Source organism: Burkholderia sp. Nafp2/4-1b (assembly GCF_003635165.1).
Classification (GTDB): Bacteria; Pseudomonadota; Gammaproteobacteria; order Burkholderiales; family Burkholderiaceae; genus Burkholderia.
Genome location: NZ_ML058597.1, coordinates 1,194,646 through 1,211,214 on the forward strand (window position 1 = coordinate 1,194,646; position 16,569 = coordinate 1,211,214).

16 protein-coding genes are annotated in these 16,569 nt (G+C 68.0%); 2 read left to right on the top strand and 14 right to left on the bottom strand.

Translation table 11 applies throughout. The features are described 5' to 3' along the window. Positions 1–2: 2 nt before the first annotated feature. The gene (locus C7H84_RS05430; RefSeq protein WP_121857762.1) at positions 3–2,396 is read right to left on the bottom strand and encodes an MCP four helix bundle domain-containing protein; all 2,394 of its coding nucleotides are present in this window, start codon (positions 2,394–2,396) and stop codon (positions 3–5) included. A gap of 63 nt (positions 2,397–2,459) precedes the next feature. Between C7H84_RS05430 and C7H84_RS36235 the strand changes: the two genes are divergently transcribed. Next, a complete protein-coding gene (locus C7H84_RS36235; RefSeq protein ID WP_162999210.1) occupies positions 2,460–2,732 on the top strand; it encodes a hypothetical protein in 273 nt (90 codons plus the stop codon). Between the two features lie 83 nt (positions 2,733–2,815). On the opposite strand, the gene C7H84_RS05435 is transcribed toward C7H84_RS36235, so the two are convergent. The 6 genes from C7H84_RS05435 to C7H84_RS05460 all read right to left on the bottom strand — a co-directional run bounded on the left by C7H84_RS05435 (position 2,816) and on the right by C7H84_RS05460 (position 8,313). After that, positions 2,816–3,826 (bottom strand): succinylglutamate desuccinylase/aspartoacylase family protein, encoded by a 1,011-nt coding sequence (locus C7H84_RS05435; protein ID WP_121857763.1) that lies wholly within the window; start codon positions 3,824–3,826, stop codon positions 2,816–2,818. 31 nt (positions 3,827–3,857) lie between these two features. Beyond that, on the bottom strand, positions 3,858–5,060 hold the full coding sequence (locus C7H84_RS05440; protein ID WP_121857764.1) for an aminotransferase class I/II-fold pyridoxal phosphate-dependent enzyme: 1,203 nt from the start codon (positions 5,058–5,060) through the stop codon (positions 3,858–3,860). 52 nt (positions 5,061–5,112) lie between these two features. Continuing rightward, positions 5,113–5,808 carry an ABC transporter permease subunit gene (locus tag C7H84_RS05445; RefSeq protein ID WP_121857765.1) on the bottom strand — a complete coding sequence of 232 codons (696 nt, stop codon included), beginning with the start codon at positions 5,806–5,808 and terminating at the stop codon, positions 5,113–5,115. Positions 5,809–5,857: 49 nt separating this feature from the next. Further along, positions 5,858–6,574 (bottom strand): ABC transporter permease subunit, encoded by a 717-nt coding sequence (locus tag C7H84_RS05450; RefSeq protein WP_121857766.1) that lies wholly within the window; start codon positions 6,572–6,574, stop codon positions 5,858–5,860. A gap of 48 nt (positions 6,575–6,622) precedes the next feature. After that, on the bottom strand, positions 6,623–7,420 hold the full coding sequence (locus C7H84_RS05455) for a transporter substrate-binding domain-containing protein (RefSeq protein ID WP_121857767.1): 798 nt from the start codon (positions 7,418–7,420) through the stop codon (positions 6,623–6,625). Positions 7,421–7,506: 86 nt separating this feature from the next. Continuing rightward, a complete protein-coding gene (locus tag C7H84_RS05460) occupies positions 7,507–8,313 on the bottom strand; it encodes an ATP-binding cassette domain-containing protein (RefSeq protein WP_121857768.1) in 807 nt (268 codons plus the stop codon). 238 nt (positions 8,314–8,551) lie between these two features. Here C7H84_RS05460 and C7H84_RS05465 point away from each other — a divergent pair, with 238 nt between their 5' ends. Beyond that, the gene (locus C7H84_RS05465; RefSeq protein WP_240461966.1) at positions 8,552–9,208 is read left to right on the top strand and encodes a TetR family transcriptional regulator C-terminal domain-containing protein; all 657 of its coding nucleotides are present in this window, start codon (positions 8,552–8,554) and stop codon (positions 9,206–9,208) included. Positions 9,209–9,286: 78 nt separating this feature from the next. Here C7H84_RS05465 and C7H84_RS05470 read toward each other — a convergent pair whose 3' ends face one another. The 7 genes from C7H84_RS05470 to C7H84_RS05500 all read right to left on the bottom strand — a co-directional run bounded on the left by C7H84_RS05470 (position 9,287) and on the right by C7H84_RS05500 (position 16,535). Then, on the bottom strand, positions 9,287–10,894 hold the full coding sequence (locus tag C7H84_RS05470; protein ID WP_121857769.1) for a 5-guanidino-2-oxopentanoate decarboxylase: 1,608 nt from the start codon (positions 10,892–10,894) through the stop codon (positions 9,287–9,289). Between the two features lie 53 nt (positions 10,895–10,947). Further along, positions 10,948–11,586, bottom strand: a complete 639-nt coding sequence (locus tag C7H84_RS05475) for a MarC family protein (protein WP_121857770.1) — start codon at positions 11,584–11,586, stop codon at positions 10,948–10,950. A gap of 63 nt (positions 11,587–11,649) precedes the next feature. Next, complete coding sequence (locus C7H84_RS05480; protein WP_121857771.1) at positions 11,650–12,378, bottom strand: NAD(P)H-dependent oxidoreductase; 729 nt, start codon at positions 12,376–12,378, stop codon at positions 11,650–11,652. Between the two features lie 41 nt (positions 12,379–12,419). Continuing rightward, the gene (locus tag C7H84_RS05485; protein WP_121857772.1) at positions 12,420–13,214 is read right to left on the bottom strand and encodes an ABC transporter permease; all 795 of its coding nucleotides are present in this window, start codon (positions 13,212–13,214) and stop codon (positions 12,420–12,422) included. 20 nt (positions 13,215–13,234) lie between these two features. Next, entirely contained in the window at positions 13,235–14,110 is an 876-nt protein-coding gene (locus tag C7H84_RS05490; RefSeq protein WP_121857773.1) for an ABC transporter permease, read from the bottom strand. 25 nt (positions 14,111–14,135) lie between these two features. Next, positions 14,136–15,245: an ABC transporter substrate-binding protein gene (locus C7H84_RS05495; RefSeq protein WP_121857774.1), complete on the bottom strand. Its 1,110-nt coding sequence runs from the start codon at positions 15,243–15,245 to the stop codon at positions 14,136–14,138. A 123-nt stretch (positions 15,246–15,368) separates the two neighbouring features. Further along, positions 15,369–16,535 (bottom strand): ABC transporter ATP-binding protein, encoded by a 1,167-nt coding sequence (locus C7H84_RS05500; protein WP_121857775.1) that lies wholly within the window; start codon positions 16,533–16,535, stop codon positions 15,369–15,371. Between the last annotated feature and the right edge of the window lie 34 nt (positions 16,536–16,569).

Below are 16,569 nucleotides of genomic sequence, written 5' to 3' on the forward strand. Positions count from 1 at the left end.
GATCACTCCGTTGCGTCCGCGTTCTCGGTGCCGGCGCGTGCCGCCTGCCCGACTCCGTGCACCGCGCCGCCGTCCGCCGCGAAATGCGCCGGCAGCGACACGATCGTCTCGAAGGCGCGATACGGCGAGCCGATACGATCGTCGGTGAAGCGCAGCGCGATGTCGCCGCCGTCGCGCTTCAGGAAATTGCGCACCGCGTCCATCCCGACGCCACGGCCCGATACTTCGGTCACCGCGCGTGCGGTCGAGAAGCCCGGGCGGAAGATCAGTTCGGCCACCGCTTCGTCCGTCAGCGCGGCTTCGTTGCCGGCGTCGATCCAGCCGCGCTCGCGCGCGATCCTGCGGATCCGGTCGAGCGCGAGGCCGCGGCCGTCGTCGCCGAGCACGAAGCGCAGCGTGTCGTCCTCGACGTCGACCGCGATGTCGATCTTCCCGGCCGGCGCCTTGCCGGCCGCGCGACGCTCTTCCGACGTTTCGATCCCGTGGTCGACCGCGTTGCGCAGCAGATGCATGAACACGTTCTTGAGCGTCGCGCCGATCTCGCTGCGCACGCGATGGCCGTGGCTGTCGATATGCACGACGGGCGCCGGCTTGCCGAGTTCGGCCGCGAGCGACGGCAGCGACTCGATCACGGCGCCCAGCGCATCGCCGATGCCCTGCGTGCCGAACTGGCTCAGCAGGCGGCGCACCGAATCGCGCGCCGCGTGCCAGTCGCCTGCGTTCGCCGGATCGGCGCCGTCGAGCATCCGCAGGCTCTCGCTGATATGCGCGCGCTCGACCATCAGGTAGTCGGTGCCGCCCTGCCGCACCGCTTCACCGTTGCGGCCCAGCGTGACCGCGTTGATCGTCGCGTAGTGGTCGACCGCCTCGCGCACGCGGGCCAGGTCGTCCATCAGCGCGTCGCGGTTCCACTCGGGACCGCCGTCGGCGCGACGCAGCGATTCGTACGCCTGCTCCGCTTCGTGCACGATGTTGGTCAGGTGCTGCAAGCTGTACGTGCGCGCATTGCCCTTGATCGTGTGCATGTTGCGGAACAGCGCGGCGACGATCGAATGATCCGCGCGCTCGTGCTGGCGGATCATCCGCTCGTTCTCGCTGAGGAAGCCCTTCGCGCTGTGCACGAAGTCGTGGAACTTGTCCTGGCTGATCGACAGGATCTCGCCGATCATCTCGAGGCGGCGCTGCTGCTCGCCGGCTTGCGCGGTCAGCTCGCGAATCTCGGTCACGTCGCGCACGCACAGCATCAGCCGCACGACCGTGTCGGCTTCGTCGGTGATCGCCGACCAGCTCAGATCGAGCCATTTCTCGCGGCCGTCCGGCATCCGCTTCGCGACTTCGTTGACGAGCAGGTGCTCGTTGAATGCGAAGTTCATGCTGTCCTCGCCGAGGCACGCATGCACGGCCGCGTCGACCTGCGAGCGCGCGTCCGAGCCGATGCTCGAATCGTCGAACACGAGCGCCATCAGGTCGCGCCCGGCGATGTCGCCCGTCTCGAAGATGGTCTCGAGGTAAGCCGAATATTCCGCATGCACGACGCCACCTTCGACGACGGTCAGAATGCCCTGCTGCATGTTCTGCAGCATCGCCTGGATGTCGGCCGTCTTCTGCTTCAGCTGCGCGGCGTTCTCCTGGATCTTCTCGATCATCCCGTTGAACGCGACGATCGAATGACCGATCTCGTCCATCCGGCCCACCGGCACGCGGCGCGTGAAGTCCTGGCTCGTCGCGATCTCGCTCATCATCGTCTGCATCCGGCTCAGCGGACGCGTGATCTGGCGGTACAGCACGAAGCCGAGCGCGGTCAGCAACACGACGACCGTGCCGGCGACGCCCGCGATCGCGGTGGCCGTCGTCGACAGCATCCCGTTCAGCGCGCGGATCGCGTCGTCCTTCTGGCGGTTCTTCTCGACCCGCAGCGTGTCGACGATGCTCTCGAGCTCGTCGCGATACTGCGCGACGTTCGCGAACAGGTACGCCTGCGCCATCTCGGGCTTGCCGTCGGCCTTCATCTTCACGGTGTCGTCGATCGCCGCGAAGTAATTCGCGGCGCTGTCCTTCGCTTGAGCGACGAGGCCTTGCTGCGCGTGCCCGACCGCCGATTTCGCCTGCGCGTCGAGCGCCGTGCGCAGCGCGGCCTGCTTCGTCTTCAGCTCGTCGCGCGCCTGCGCGGCGGTGTTCGCGTCGGGCGCGTACACCAGCGTCATCGTCGCGATCTGGATGTTCTTCACGTCGGCGACGAGATCCGCCGACGCGAGCGCGCTCGGCACGATTCCCTGGGTAACCTGACGCACCTCGGCCGCGCTCTTGCGCGTCTGGTACACGGCGTACACGCCGATCGCGGACAGCGCGAAAAACGTCAGGACGACTAGCAGCGTAATGCGATGACGGATGGTCATGAGTACAGCTCCCCGCAGCGATCCGGCTTCGATCGCCTTTTGGCCTATTGATATTGAAAGAATATGAGCGCCGAATTATCGGGGATGGTGTATGACGGTCCGATGACTGAAAATCAATCAGTCATTGAGGAAATCGCAATGATCAATTGCGATGATGAAACGCTAAAGTTTCGTTTGAATTGGCCGTTAACCGTCGGCCCGCAAGGCTCGGCACGGGCGCCGGACGGCCTCCTGGAAACGAATCCGGATATGCATTCTTTTCATTTCTTATCCGGCAGCTCAATCCGGTCTAATACCGGTAAAACGTTTGCACATTATCCGCGATTCGAATCGTGATGAATTGAATCGTTTACACAGCCATTCAAGCGTGAAAGCGAACACCATGCGCGGGCCATGTCTCCGGCCCGCGCCATCATCGCTCACGGATCGAGCGCGCCGCCCGACCATCCGGCCGACGGCCGCGCCCCGGTCAGCTTCAACGCGACGTCGCCTTGCGCGACCAGCCGCTCGCGGTTGCGCGTCACGATGCGCCCGGCCTGCGGCGCGACCAGCACGTGCTCGCTGCCCGGCACGCCCGGATGCGCGACGATCCGCGCGATGCGCTCGCCGGCGTCGACGGTCGCGCCGAGTTCGCGTTCGTACACGAGCACGCCCGATACCGGCGCGAGCACCGTCTCCATGTGCGCGATCGGCACGGCGTCGCCATGCCAGTCGTGCGCACCGGCCGGCTCCGCGATCACGCCGCGGCCGCGCAGGAACGCGAGCATGCCGTCGGCATCGCGCTCGGCCAGCGCGTCGGACACATCGGACTGCCCGCGCAGCTCGACGGTCGCGACGAGCCGCTCGCGCAGGCTGCCGTTGCGTGCCCAGTGCGCGGCGATCGCGCCTTCGAACGCGCCGTCGTCGTCCTCGTCCCACAAGATGGCAACGTCCGCGCCGAGCGCCGCCGCGAGATCGCGGCCGGCCGGCCACAGATCGCGATGCAGGTACACGTATGGCAGCGCGTCGGAATCGGTGTGCAGGTCGAGCACGATATCGGCATCGCGCGCGGCGTCGAACAGCGTGCGCTGCCACGCGGCGAACGTCGTCGCGGGCCGGCGTGCGGCGGCCGATTCGTGGAAGTGCCGGTTGAAGTTGCGATGCGTCGCATCGTGGAAGCGGCCGAGCAGCCGCCCTTGCCGGAACTGCGCGAGCCCGAGCGGGTTCGCCTGCGGCACGACCGTCACCGTGCCGCGCAGCACGCCGCGATCATGGGCCGCGCAGAGCTGCGGCAGCAGCCGGTGCAGCACGAGCATGCCGGCGATTTCGTCCGCATGCACTCCGGCCTGCAGGTGCACGCGCGGGCCGTCGCCGCCCGACAGCCGCCACGCGCGAATCGCGAGCGGCTGTCCGCCGTCGCCCGGCACCTGCCATGTCAGCGTTTCGATCATCTTTCGTGCTCCTTTCCGTTCGGCGCGCGCATCACGATGCCGACGACACGGTGCGCGCATCCGCGCCCAGGCTTGCGACGAAGGCCGCGATGCGCTCGCACGCGTCGGCCAGCTTCGCATCGTCGACCACGAACCCGAAGCGCACGAAACCCGCCGCCGTATCGCCGAACGCGCTCGCATCGAGCAGCGCGACCTGCTTTGCGCGGAACAGCCCCCACGTGAACGCGTGCGCGTCGAGCCCCGTGCCGCGCACGTCGACCATCATGAACATCCCGGCTTCCGGCAGCAGGCAGCGCAGCCCCGGCACGTCGCGCAGCCGCGCGTAGGCCAGGTCGCGGCGGCGCCGGTACAGCTCGCGCATGTCGGCGACGATCGCGGCCTTGTTGTCGAGCGCGGTGACGGCCGCCTGCTGGATGAAGCCCGGCAGCCCGTACAGCATGCACAGCGCGAGCCGTTCCGCATGCTCGATCAGTTCGGCCGGGCCGATCGCCCAGCCGACCCGCCAGCCGGGCATCGCATGCGATTTCGACAGGCTGCCGATCGTCACGGTGCGCGCGGCCATCCCCGGCAGCGACGCGATGCTGACCATGTCGCGCTCGAACGTCAGTTCCGCATAGACCTCGTCGGACACGACCCACAGGTCGCGCTCGCACGCGAGCCGCGCCATCCGTTCGAGATCGGCACGCGGCATCACGACGCCGGTCGGGTTGCACGGCGTCGCGAAGAAAATCGCCTTCGTGCGCGGCGTCACGGCCGCTTCGAGCGCGTCGACGTCGAGATGAAAGCCGCGCGCCGCATCGACCGGCACCGGCACGAGCGTCGCGCCCGACGCGCGCACGCTCGCTTCGTACGTGAGGTACATCGGCTCCGGCACGAGCACCTCGTCGCCCGCCTCGCACAGACACATTGCCATCGCGAACAGCGCGTTCTGCGCGCCTGCGGTGACGATCACGTGCTCCGCGCCGACCGCCTGCCCGGACGCCTTCGCATGCTCGCGCGCGATCGCCGCACGCAGTTCGGCTCGGCCGCGCACTTCGCTGTAGTGCGTGTCGCCGCCGCGCAGCGCCGACACCGCGCGTTCGACGATCACGTCGGGGGTCGAAAAGTCCGGATCGCCGACGCTCAGGACGATCGCCGGCTCGCCCGCCGCGACGGCGGCCTGCGCGGCGTAATGAATGTCCCACGCGGTCGTGCGCTTGCCCTGCAGGCGATCGACCAGCTTCGAATAGTTCATGCGTTCTCCGTCGCGCGGCGCCCGCCCGGCCGCCGCGCCGTCAAGGGTTCGTTCAACGCGGCATGCGCACCGGCACACGCCGCTCGAGCCGGCCGAACGCGCGTTCGATCACGAACGCGAGCGCGACGTAGATCGCCGCGATCGCCAGCAACGGCTCGTAGGTTCGCAGTGTCTGCGCGCGGATGTAGTTCGCGGCGCCGAGCACGTCCATCACCGCGACCGTCGACGCGAGCGCGGTCGATTTCAGCAGCATCACCGTCTCGCCCGCGAGCGTCGGCAGCAGGATCTGGATCGCGCGCGGCAGCCACACGCGCCGCGCGATCATCGACGGACGCATCCCCATCGCGCGTGCCGCCTCGATCTCGCCTTTCGGCACGCCGCGCAGGCCCGCACGCAGCACCTCGCCGACATACGCGCCGACGCTGATCACGAGCGCGAACGCGACGTACCAGAAGCCGTCGCGCAGGAACGGCCACAGCACGCTGTCGCGCAGCGCCGGCCAGCTGGCGAACAGCGATCCGACGCCATAGTAGATCAGGTAGATCTGCACGAGCAGCGGCGTGCCGCGGATCACTTCGGTGAACGCCTTGCTCGCGCGCGCGACGAGCGGATTGGCCGACAGCCGCGCGAACGCGACGGCGATCGCGAGCCCGAAGCCGAACACGGCCGAGATGACGAGCAGCTTGACGGTGGTCAGCACGCCGAGCAGCAGCAGCGACCCATAGGAGGACAGTACGCTCAGGTCCATGACGTTGATCCGGTTCGATCGGAAAAGGCGGGGAAAGGCACGAGGCGGCTCACGATGCCGGCATCCAGCGGCCGAAGCGTCGCTCGATCTCGCGGAACAGCATGCCGGACAGCGACGTGATCGCGAAATACACGGCTGCCACCATCAGGTAGTAGTGCATGTATTCGCGCGTCGAGCCGGCCGCCTGCTTCGCGGTATAGAGCAGCTCGCTGTAGCCGACCACGCTGATCAGCGCGCTGTCCTTCACGAGGATCAGCCACAGGTTCGTGAAGCCGGCCAGCGCATACGGCGCCATCGCCGGCAGCGTCACGCGCCGGAATACGAGCGCCGGCGGCGCACCGAACGCGCGTGCGGCCTCGATCTGCCCGAACGGGATCGCGAGGATCGCGCCGCGGATGATCTCGGCCGCATACGCGCCCTGCACGATGCCGAGCACGATCACCGCGGCCGCGAAGCCGTTGACCGCGACCGGCCCGACGCCGATCGCCGTCATCAGCAGGTTGAGCGCGTCGGTGCCCGCGTAGTAGAGCAGCAGGATCAGCAGCAGTTCGGGCACCGCGCGGCACAGCGTCGTGTAGCCCTGCGCGAGCCGTTCGAACGCGCGCACGCCTGACAGCTTCGCGGCCGCGCCGAGCAGCCCGAGCACGATGCCGACGACGAACGCGCCGAGCGAAATCTCGAGCGTCACGCCCGCGCCCTGCAACAGCGCGACACCCCAGCCGTCCGGGTCCATGCCCAGGTACCTCACCCATCCCCAACCGTCCATGCCGCCTCCTCGTCCGTGCGTGTCGCTCGTGTGCGCTTTGCCGTGCGATCAGTGCGGCCAGAGGTCGATCGGGAAATACTTCTTCGCGATCTGCGCGTACTTGCCCGATGCGTGCAGCTGCTCGAGCGCCTGGTCCATCTGCTGCTTGAGCGGTGCATCGGCCTTGCGCATGCCCGCGCCCACGCCGTAGCCGAAGATCGCCGGATCCATCTTCACGCTGCCGGGGCCCTTCAGTTCGAATGCCGCCCCGTCCTTCGACTTCAGGAAATCGAGAATGCCGAGCTGGTCGAGATACATCGTGTCGATGCGGCCCGCGACGAGGTCCGAGTTGCAGTCGTCCTGCGTGTTGTACAGGCGCACCGTCGCCGTCTTGCCGTAGGCCATCTTGATGAACTCCGCGTTCGCGGTCGAACCCTGCACGCCGATCACCTTGCCCTTGAGGCCGTCCGGCGTCAGCGCGAGCTTCTGGTTCTTCGCGCCGACGAAGGTGCCCGGCGTCTCGTAGTACGGCCGCGAGAACGCGATCACCTTTTGGCGCTCCGGCGTAATCGACATCGAGTTGAAGATCACGTCGATCTTGCCGCTCTGGAGCGCGGGGATGATGCCGTCCCACGCGACTTCCTTGATCTCGCACTTCGCCTTCATCTGCTCGCACACCGCGCGGATCAGGTCGGCCTCGAAGCCGCTCCACTGTCCGCTCGGGCTCTTCATCAGGAACGGCGGATACGGCTCGGCGGCCACGCCGAAGCGCAGCACGCCCGACGACGCATGCGCGGAATCGAGCGGCGCAAGCGCCGCGAGAACGAGACTCAACAGGCACAGCAGACTGCGAACGACGCGCTTCATGGTCGGACTCCTTGCTGGAAAGAAACGGGATCGATACGGGATCGGCGCGGCCTGTCACGCAGGCTCATGCGGGCCGCGCGTGCGGTTCAGTGGCGTTGCCGGTGCGCGTTGACGAACTGGCGGCAGCGATCGCTCTGCGGCGCATCGAAGATCTCGCCCGGCGTGCCGCTCTCCTCGACGCGTCCCTCGTGCAGGAACAGCACCTTGCTCGACACGTCGCGCGCGAACGCCATCTCGTGCGTGACGAGGATCATCGTGCGGCCTTCGCATGCGAGATCGCGGATCACCTTCAGCACTTCGCCGACGCGCTCGGGATCGAGCGCGGAAGTCGGCTCGTCGAACAGCATCACCTTCGGCCGCATCGCGAGTGCGCGTGCAATCGCGACGCGCTGCTGCTGGCCGCCGGACAGGAATGCGGGATAGACGTTGCGCTTGTCGGCGAGGCCGACGCGTTCGAGCAGCTGCTCGGCGCGCGCGATCGCTTCGGCGCGCGGCTCGCGCAGCACGTGCACGGGCATCTCGATCACGTTTTCGAGCACCGTGCGGTGCGCCCACAGGTTGAAGCTCTGGAACACCATGCCGAGCCGCGTGCGCACGCGTTCGACCTGGCGCGGATCGGTCGGCACGGTGCGGCCCTTGCGGTCGAGCTTCAGCCCGATCTCCTCGCCATCGACGACGATGCGCCCGCGGGTCGGCGTCTCCAGCAGGTTGATGCAGCGAAGCAGCGTGCTCTTGCCCGAGCCGCTCGCGCCGATCAGCGAGATCACTTCGCCTTCGCGCGCGCTCAGCGACACGCCCTTCAACACCTCCAGCTCGCCGAACCGCTTGTGCAGGTCCGTCACCTGCACGCGTTCCTCGACCGCCGTCTTCACGCTCTCCACCCGCGCCAGCATGCCGTCTCCTGTGTCGAATTCTCACGCCCGTCCCGCGTGGGATCGCGGCGTCTTGTTGAATGGCCGACCAACCTAATGTGGAGTCGAGTATAGGCTCTGTTGAACAGTGGTTCAACAGATTTCAATATTCCGGAAGCAAGGGTTTTCGCGGGTTCCGCGCGGCTTTCGGCGCTGTAATTGAACAAGCGTCCGACACTCCCCTATAATCGGTGCCATGACGATTCCGTAAGGCCACTCCGTGAAAAAAACTCCTGGCAGCGCACCGGTCCAGACCCGCAGCCGCGGCATCCGAGAAACGCCCGCGGTGCGGCAGCAATCGATCATCGACGCAACGATGCGCTGCATCGCGCGCTACAGCTATTCGGAAACCACGATCGATCGCATCTGCGCGGAAGCGAAGGTGTCGCGCGGGCTGATCAACCATCACTTCCAGTCGAAAGACGAGCTGATGGCGCAGACCTACAAGCGGCTCGCGGCCGACCTGCTCGACGTGTCGCGCGCGGCCGCCGCGAACGCGACCGGCCCCGAGGACAAGCTCGACGCGATCATCAAGGTGTGTTTCGCCGCGCCGGTGTTCGCGCCGAAGAACGTGAAGGTGTGGCTCGGCTTCTGGAGCGTCGCGCACAGCGACCCGGTGATCCGCAAGGCGCACAAGGAGCTGTATGCCGGCTACCGGCAGGCGCTGAAGAAACTGTTCGACCAGATCGCGGAGGTGCGCGGGGGCACCGTCGACAGCGATCTCGCGGCGCTGACGCTCACGGCCGTGATCGACGGCTTCTGGCTCGAACTCGCGCGCGACCCGACGTCGTTCACCGCGGAAGACGCGCTGACGAGCTGCCTGCGCGTCGTCGATTCGTTCCTGCCACCGACGAAGACCACGCGCAAGCGCGCCTGACGGGCATCATGTACCTGGCCGCCGGCGCACGTCCGGCGGCAGATGCCATGGCCTCGCACCGCGAGGCCGTTCTCGTTTTCAGGCCGCCCGAATCTCGATCAGGTACGGCGCATCGTGCGCGGCCGCTTCGCCGAGTGCACCGGCCAGCGATGCGCCCTCTTCGACCCGCTGCGCGCCCCATCCATACGCACGCGCGATCGCGACGAAATCGGGCGTATGCAGGTCCACGCCGACCGGCTCGACGCCGCCGTCGACCATCGCGCGCTTGATTTCCCCGTAACCGCCGTTGTTCAGCAGCACGACGATCACGCGCGCGCGGTGCTGCACCGCGGTGCCGAGCTCGGCGAGCGTGTACTGGAAGCCGCCGTCGCCGGCGATGCAGACCACCGGCCGCGACGCATCGCCGAGGCTCGCGCCGACCGCGGCCGGCAACCCGTAGCCAAGCGAGCCGAAGCCGACCGACGCGTTGAACCAGCTGCGCGGGCGCGCTGCCGCGAAGCCGACGTTGCCCGCGTAGACGATGCGCGTCGAGTCGCCGACGATCGCCGCGTCGGGCAGCGCGTCGCGCACGCTGTCGAGCAGCGCGAGATCGCGCAGCATCTCGTCGTTCAGTTCCTGCCGCGCCGCCGCACGGCACATCGCCGCGCGCTCGGCGCCGTCGCCGCCGCCGTCGCTGCGCACCGGTGCATCGGCCGGCCATACGCGCCGCAGCGCACGCAGGGTTTCGCCGACGTCGCCGAGCAGCGGCAGCGCGGGCACCGCGTTGCGGCACAGCTGCTGCGGATCGATGTCGATCCGCACGAGCGACGCGGGCATCGAGAAGCTGCGCGTCGCATACAGGTCGTAATCCGTCGGCCCGAGTTCGGTGCCGAGCGCGACGATCGGATCGCTGTCGCGCATCAGCGCACGCACCGCGTCGGACGACGCCGACCACGACACGCCGAGCGCGTGCGCGGGCGGCAGCACGCCGCGCCCGTTGATCGTCATCACGACCGGCGCGTCGAGCGTTTCCGCGAGCCAGCGCACGTCGTCGGCCGCATGAAGCGCACCGCCGCCGGCGAGGATCAGCGGCGCGCGCGCGGCCGCCGCCTTCGCACGCAGCGCAGCGATGCCGTCGGCCGCTGCGGGCCCAGGCGCGATGCGCGGCGGTGCGGCCGTCACGGGCGGCAACGTGTCGGCCGGCGCGGCGAGCACGTCGAGCGGGATCTGGAGGTGCACCGGACGCGGCCGGCCGCCCGAGAACACCGCGAACGCGCGCGCGATCGCCTGCGGCAGCGCGTCCGCACGCGGCACCGTGTAGCTCAACGCCGCGATGTTCTCCGCGAACGCGTGCTGGTCCGGCAATTCGTGCAGATGGCCGTTGCCCGAGCCGATGTCGCCGGACGCGTTGACGCTGGAAATCACCAGCATCGGAATCGAATCCGCATAGGCCTGCGCCATCGACGTCGCGATGTTCGTCATCCCCGGGCCGGTGATCACGAAACATACGCCCGGCTTGCCGGTTGCGCGCGCATAGCCGTCCGCCATGAAGCCGAGGCCCTGCTCGTGGCGCGCGCTCACGTGGCGCAGCGTGCTGCCGGCGAGGCCACGGTACAGCTCGATCGTGTGCACGCCGGGAATGCCGAACACCGTGTCGACGCCGTAGGCCGCGAGCAGGTCGACCAGGTACATGCCTACTGTTTTCATGTCGCTTCCATTCTTAGGTAATTGGGTGGATCACGGGCCGGACAGCGAGGCCGTCAATGCGCAAGCCCCGGCAGCAATTCGCGCACGCCCTGCGCGAGCATCTGGAACGCGATCGCGGTAAGCACGATGCCCGACAGCCGCTCGACCAGCGTCCTGCCGATCTCGCCGAGCCGGCGGCACCACGACGCCGAGCACGCATACGTGAACCCGATCACGCCCGCATGCAGCACGCAGACCGCGCTCAGCGCGAGCAGGTCGGCCGGCGTGTGAAAGCGCGTCGCGGTCGTGATCACGAGCGACATCACCGCGCTGCCGATCGACAGCGGGAAGATGAGCGGCACCGCGATGTAGTTGCGCCATCGCGCATACTCGAGCCGCGTGTCGCCGCCGCTGCGTTCGTCGTTCGCCGTGCCGCGCATCATCGGGATCGACCACAGGCACAGCACGAGGCCGCCCGTCAGCGTCAGCGCGCCGAGCGTGAGGCCGAGCATGCGCAACAGGAACTGGCCGCCCCATACCGCGCCGACCATCAGCGCGGCGATCCACGCGAACAGCCTGAACGCGATCTGCCGCTGTGTCACGTCGGGAAAATGCCCGGTGACGGCCGCATACATCGGGATCGCGACCGGCGGACAGAACAGCGTCAGCAGGCCGGTCAGGAACAGCAGCACGTCGCTCGACGTCAGGGTCATGGCTCGAACTCACATGCGGTCCGGGGTTGGAAAAGCGCGGCGGCAGCGCGGGCCGTGTCGCGCTCAGTCCTGCGCGGCTTCCTGCGGCGCACGCTCGCGCGGCCGCATGTCGCCGTCGAAATCGTCGAGCGACGGAAACGCCATCGGTTCGAGCCGGTCGAGGTGCGTCAGATAGTCGTCGTAGCGCTCGAGCACGGCCGCGCGCTCCGCGTCGCCGATGTACGGCACGTGATAGCCGACGAACGACGGCAGCACGTCGAAGCCCGCGTAACCGAGCGTCCCGCGCAGCACGTGGCGCAGCATCAGGTCCATCTCGCCGTGCACGCCGTCCGCACCGAACATGTAGTCGCGGCCGCCGCACGTGTAGGCGAGCAACGCGCGCTTGCCGCGCATCCCGCCACGATCGTAGAAACGCACGCCGCCGTACACCTTGCCCGACACGAGCACGCGGTCGATCCAGCCTTTCATGATCGCCGGCACCGAACACCAGAACAGCGGGAAGCTGAGGATTAGCAAGTCGCACGCGGCGAGCTTGTCGAGCTCCGCGGCGATGTCCGGCGCGATCGCGTGCGCGGCGACGTTCTCGCGTTGCTCGAGCGCGTAGACGAGATAGTCCGGGTTCTTGCGCACGCCGAAATCGGCCGCGCTCGCGACCGGATTCCACTGCATCGCGTACAGGTCGGACACCGTCACGGTGTGGCCCTGCGCTTCGAGCGTGCTCACCGCGCGGTGCAGCATCGACGTCGTGAACGACTGCGGTTCGGGATGGGCGTGAACGATCAGGACTTTCATGGTGCGCGTTTTCTCCGCAACGTAACGTTGAAGGGTTGAATTCAGACGGCGCCGGCCGCGCGCTTGCGCAGCAGCGACAGGCCGATCGCGACGCAGGTCGCGACGAGCAGCAGCGTGGACACCGACGCGATCGCAGGATCGACGTTCTCGCGCATCCCGTCCCACATGCGGCGCGGCAGCGTGTATACGTTGCGGCTCGAGATGAACAGCGTGACGACGAGTTCGTCCCACGACAGGATGAACGCGAACACCGCGGCCGACAGCACGCCCGGCTTGATCGAAGGCAGGATCACGTAGCGCAGCGTTTGCGCGACGTTCGCGCCGAGGCTGCGCGATGCCTGCTCGATGCGCAGCCCGACGGTCGCGAGCGATGCGGAAACCGCGACCACCACGTAAGGCACCGACAGCACGACGTGCGACAGGATCGCGGCCGGGTAGCTGTCGAGCATCCCGAGTTCACCCCACAGCCGGTAGAACGCGAGCGCCGACACGATCGGCGGCACGATCAGCGGGAACAGGATCACGCCGCGCACGAACTCGCCGCGCCGCGACGCGACCTTCCACAGCCCGATCGCGCACAGCGTGCCGAGCGTGACCGAGATCGCCGACGACACCAGCGCGATCAGCGCGCTCTGCAGGAAGCTCGCCACCCAGCCGTCGTCGTCGAACAGCACGCGGTAGTGCCGCAGCGACAGCGCGCCGTCCGGCATCGACAGGTAGTCGCTCGGCGTCAACGACACCGGCACCGACACGAGCAGCGGCAGCATCAGGAACAGGATCGCGGCCCACGCGATGCCCACCACCAGCGCACGCCCTGCGGTCATTCGGGTTGTCATCGGAACGTCCTCCGGTCGGGTCAGCGCGCGCCGAACAGCTCGCGCAGGTCGATGAAACGCGCGAGCAGCGCGAGCGCGGCCAGGATCGACGCCAGCAGCAGCGACGCGAGCGCCGCGCCGCTGCCCCAGTTCACGAGCTGCAGGATCTGCGTGCTGATGTATTCGGCGATCATCACCGTGCGGCCGCCGCCGAGGATCACCGGCGTCACGTAGAAGCCGAGCGAGAAGATGAACACGAGGATCGCCGCGCCGACGATGCCCGGCCGTGTCTGCGGGAAATACACCTTGCGGAACGTGACGAACGCACCGGCGCCGAGCCCCTGCGACGCGCGCGCGAGCTGCGGGTCGATGCCCTTCATGTTCGCGTACAGCGGCAACACCGCGTACGGAATCATGAAGTGGATCATCCCGATCACGACGCCGACCTCGTTGCGCATCAGCGGCAGCGGCGCGTCGATCAGCCCGATGCGCAGCAGCAGCGTGTTGACGAGCCCCTGTTCGCCGAGCAGGAACAGCCACGAGAACGCACGCACCAGCACCGACGCCCAGAACGGCACGAGCAAGCCGAACAGCAGCGCCATCCGCTGACGCGCGCCGACGTGCGCCATCGCATACGCAATCGCATAGCCGAGCGCGACCGAGCACACGGTCGTGACCGCGCACACGCGCAGCGTGGTCCACAGCACGCGGTGCACGCCGTGGTTGTCGAGCAGCCGCGCGTAGTTCTGCAGGCCCGGCTCGGGCACGGTGAAGCCGAGCCACAGCACGCGCACGAGCGGATACACGTACAGCACGATCAGCACCGCGAGCAGCGGCACGACGAGCAGCCAATAGCGATCGGCTTTCGCGCGGCCGAGCGGGACGGCGCGCGCGACGGGAGTAGACAAGGTATTCATGGCGTCACGCTCACGAAGCGGCGGCTCAGGACGACATCAGGTCGGTGTACTGCGCGAGCGTCGCTTCGTAGTGCTGCGCCCACCACTCGGGATTCACCTTGCACTGCTTCGCCCAGTTCTCGGGCGTGCCCGGATTGTCGGCGCGCAGCGCCTGCGGCACCGCGGCGGTCGCGGCCGGCGTCACCGGCCCGTTACCGAGCAGCGACAACAGGCGCACCTGCGGCTCGACACCCTGCACGAACTTGATGAACTGCCACACAGCATCGCCCGACGGGTTGTTCTTCGGCACGCCCCACACGTCGCACGACGCGAGCCCTTGCTCCCACGTATAGCGGAACCGGCCGTTGCTCTCGCGCTGGATCACGTTCGCGCGCGTGTGCCAGATGCATGCCATGCTGACTTCGCCGTTGCGCAGCAGTTGCAGGCTGTCCGCGCCCGAATCCCACAACAGCACGTTCGAGCGCAGTTCCTTCAGTTTCTTCAGCGCGCGCGGCACGTCGATCGGATAGACCTTGTCCTTGTCGACTCCGTCGGCCATCAGCGCGGCTTCGAGCGCGCCGCCCATCCACTTCCACAGCCCGCGCTTGCCCGGAAACTTGCCGACGTTCCAGAAATCGGCCCAGTTCTTCGGCGGATTCGCGCCGAACTTGCGCGCGTCGTAGACGAGCACGTAGCTCAGCAGATACGACGGCACGCCGAAGTCCGATGCGAGCCCCGGCAGCGTATTGCGGCCCACGACCGAATAATCGATCGGCCGCAGGAAGCCCTGCTTGCCGAGCTTGATCGCCGCGAAGCCGTCGAGGTCCATCACGTCCCAGATCACGTTCCGGTTCTCGACCATCGCCTTGATCTTGCCGTCCTCCGGCGACGAGTCGTAGCCCATCCGGATCCCGCTCGCCTTCGTGAACGGGTCCATGTAGGCCGAGCGGAACGCCGAGCGCGCTTCGCCGCCCCACGCGCTGAGCACGATTTCCTTCGGGTTCGACGCCCGCGCGTCCGTCGCGCCGAGCGACAGCAGCGTCGGCGCGATGCCGGCGGCCGCGCACAGCCGCAGAAAATCGCGGCGGCGCCGCGACGTCGCGGGCTGAAGATCGCGTGCTTGGTCGAGCAGGTCCTGCAGATAGCGGTTCGTCATGGTGTCTCCTCCAGGCTGGTCAGCGCCCGCACGCGTCTCGTCGTTTTCGGGCGTCGGGGAATCGGCGACGACGACGGCGGGCGCCGCGCCGCGCGCAATGCATGCAATGCAACGCTCGCCGCGTCAGTCGGCCGCGATCCGGCAGGTCGCGTCGCGCTCCCACTGCACGAACACGTCCATGCCGGTGCGCGGCGACGCCAGCCCGCGCCACGCGGGCACGTCGGCCGTCATGCAGCCGAGCGCCGCCGTGTCGATCTCGAAGCGGTACGACGAGCCGAAATAGCTCCAGTGACGAATGCGTCCCGCCACTTCGTTGTGCGCACCATCGCACGACGTCGCCGACACGGCGACCTTCTCCGGGCGCAGCGCGAACAGCAACGGTTCGTCGGGACGCACACCGCATGCGGGTGCAACGAAGCGCGCATCGCCGACGCGATAGTGCGTGGCCGCCGCATCGCCGCCGAGCGCGACGCCTTCGATGAAATTGCTCTTGCCGAGGAAGTCCGCGACGAAGCGGTTGGCCGGCTGTTCGTACAGCCCGTCCGGCGTGCCGATCTGCTCGAGCCGGCCGTCGCGCATGATCGCGATCCGGTCCGACATCGACAGCGCTTCCTCCTGGTCGTGCGTGACGAACAGGAAGGTCGCGCCGAGCCGTTCGTGCAGCGCCTTCAACTCGACCTGCACCTCGCCGCGCAGCTTGCGGTCGAGCGCGCCGAGCGGTTCGTCGAGCAGCACGAGATCGGGATCGAACACCAGCGCGCGAGCAATCGCGACGCGCTGCTGCTGGCCGCCCGACAACTGGCGCGGCAGGCGATCGGCGAGATGACCGAGCCGCACGAGATCGAGCGCGGCCTTCACGCGCTTCACCGCGTCGGGGCCCTTCTGCTTGCGCACCATCAGCGGATACGCGACGTTCTGCTCGACCGTCATGTGCGGAAACAGCGCATAGCCCTGGAACACCATCCCGAAGTTGCGCTTCTCCGGCGGCAACGCGACGATGCTGCGGCCGCCGACGCGCAGGTCGCCGCTGCTCGGATGCTCGAAGCCCGCGACGATCGTCAGCAGCGTCGTCTTGCCCGAACCCGACGGCCCGAGGATCGTCAGGAATTCGCCGCGCGGAACGTCGAGCGTCGTTTCCCGCAGCGCGTGCACGCTGCCGTAGCGCTTCGACACGCGATCGATCTGCAGGCCGGCGCCGCTCGCGACGCGCCCCTCCGATGCCGCGCGTGCCGCATGCGCTGCGGTCCTGCCGTCCTCCACACCTGCCGACGTCTCCATCACCGCGCTCATCGTGTGTCTCCTGGTCGACTCACAATTGGGTTGA

Excerpts from the sequence above, each read along its gene's own strand:
- C7H84_RS05430 (WP_121857762.1), bottom strand. The coding sequence starts at position 2,396 with ATGACCATCCGTCATCGCATTACGCTGCTAGTCGTCCTGACGTTTTTC.
- C7H84_RS36235 (WP_162999210.1), top strand. The coding sequence starts at position 2,460 with ATGAGCGCCGAATTATCGGGGATGGTGTATGACGGTCCGATGACTGAA.
- C7H84_RS05435 (WP_121857763.1), bottom strand. The coding sequence starts at position 3,826 with ATGATCGAAACGCTGACATGGCAGGTGCCGGGCGACGGCGGACAGCCG.
- C7H84_RS05440 (WP_121857764.1), bottom strand. The coding sequence starts at position 5,060 with ATGAACTATTCGAAGCTGGTCGATCGCCTGCAGGGCAAGCGCACGACC.
- C7H84_RS05445 (WP_121857765.1), bottom strand. The coding sequence starts at position 5,808 with ATGGACCTGAGCGTACTGTCCTCCTATGGGTCGCTGCTGCTGCTCGGC.
- C7H84_RS05450 (WP_121857766.1), bottom strand. The coding sequence starts at position 6,574 with ATGGACGGTTGGGGATGGGTGAGGTACCTGGGCATGGACCCGGACGGC.
- C7H84_RS05455 (WP_121857767.1), bottom strand. The coding sequence starts at position 7,420 with ATGAAGCGCGTCGTTCGCAGTCTGCTGTGCCTGTTGAGTCTCGTTCTC.
- C7H84_RS05460 (WP_121857768.1), bottom strand. The coding sequence starts at position 8,313 with ATGCTGGCGCGGGTGGAGAGCGTGAAGACGGCGGTCGAGGAACGCGTG.
- C7H84_RS05470 (WP_121857769.1), bottom strand. The coding sequence starts at position 10,894 with ATGAAAACAGTAGGCATGTACCTGGTCGACCTGCTCGCGGCCTACGGC.
- C7H84_RS05475 (WP_121857770.1), bottom strand. The coding sequence starts at position 11,586 with ATGACCCTGACGTCGAGCGACGTGCTGCTGTTCCTGACCGGCCTGCTG.
- C7H84_RS05480 (WP_121857771.1), bottom strand. The coding sequence starts at position 12,378 with ATGAAAGTCCTGATCGTTCACGCCCATCCCGAACCGCAGTCGTTCACG.
- C7H84_RS05485 (WP_121857772.1), bottom strand. The coding sequence starts at position 13,214 with ATGACAACCCGAATGACCGCAGGGCGTGCGCTGGTGGTGGGCATCGCG.
- C7H84_RS05490 (WP_121857773.1), bottom strand. The coding sequence starts at position 14,110 with ATGAATACCTTGTCTACTCCCGTCGCGCGCGCCGTCCCGCTCGGCCGC.
- C7H84_RS05495 (WP_121857774.1), bottom strand. The coding sequence starts at position 15,245 with ATGACGAACCGCTATCTGCAGGACCTGCTCGACCAAGCACGCGATCTT.
- C7H84_RS05500 (WP_121857775.1), bottom strand. The coding sequence starts at position 16,535 with ATGAGCGCGGTGATGGAGACGTCGGCAGGTGTGGAGGACGGCAGGACC.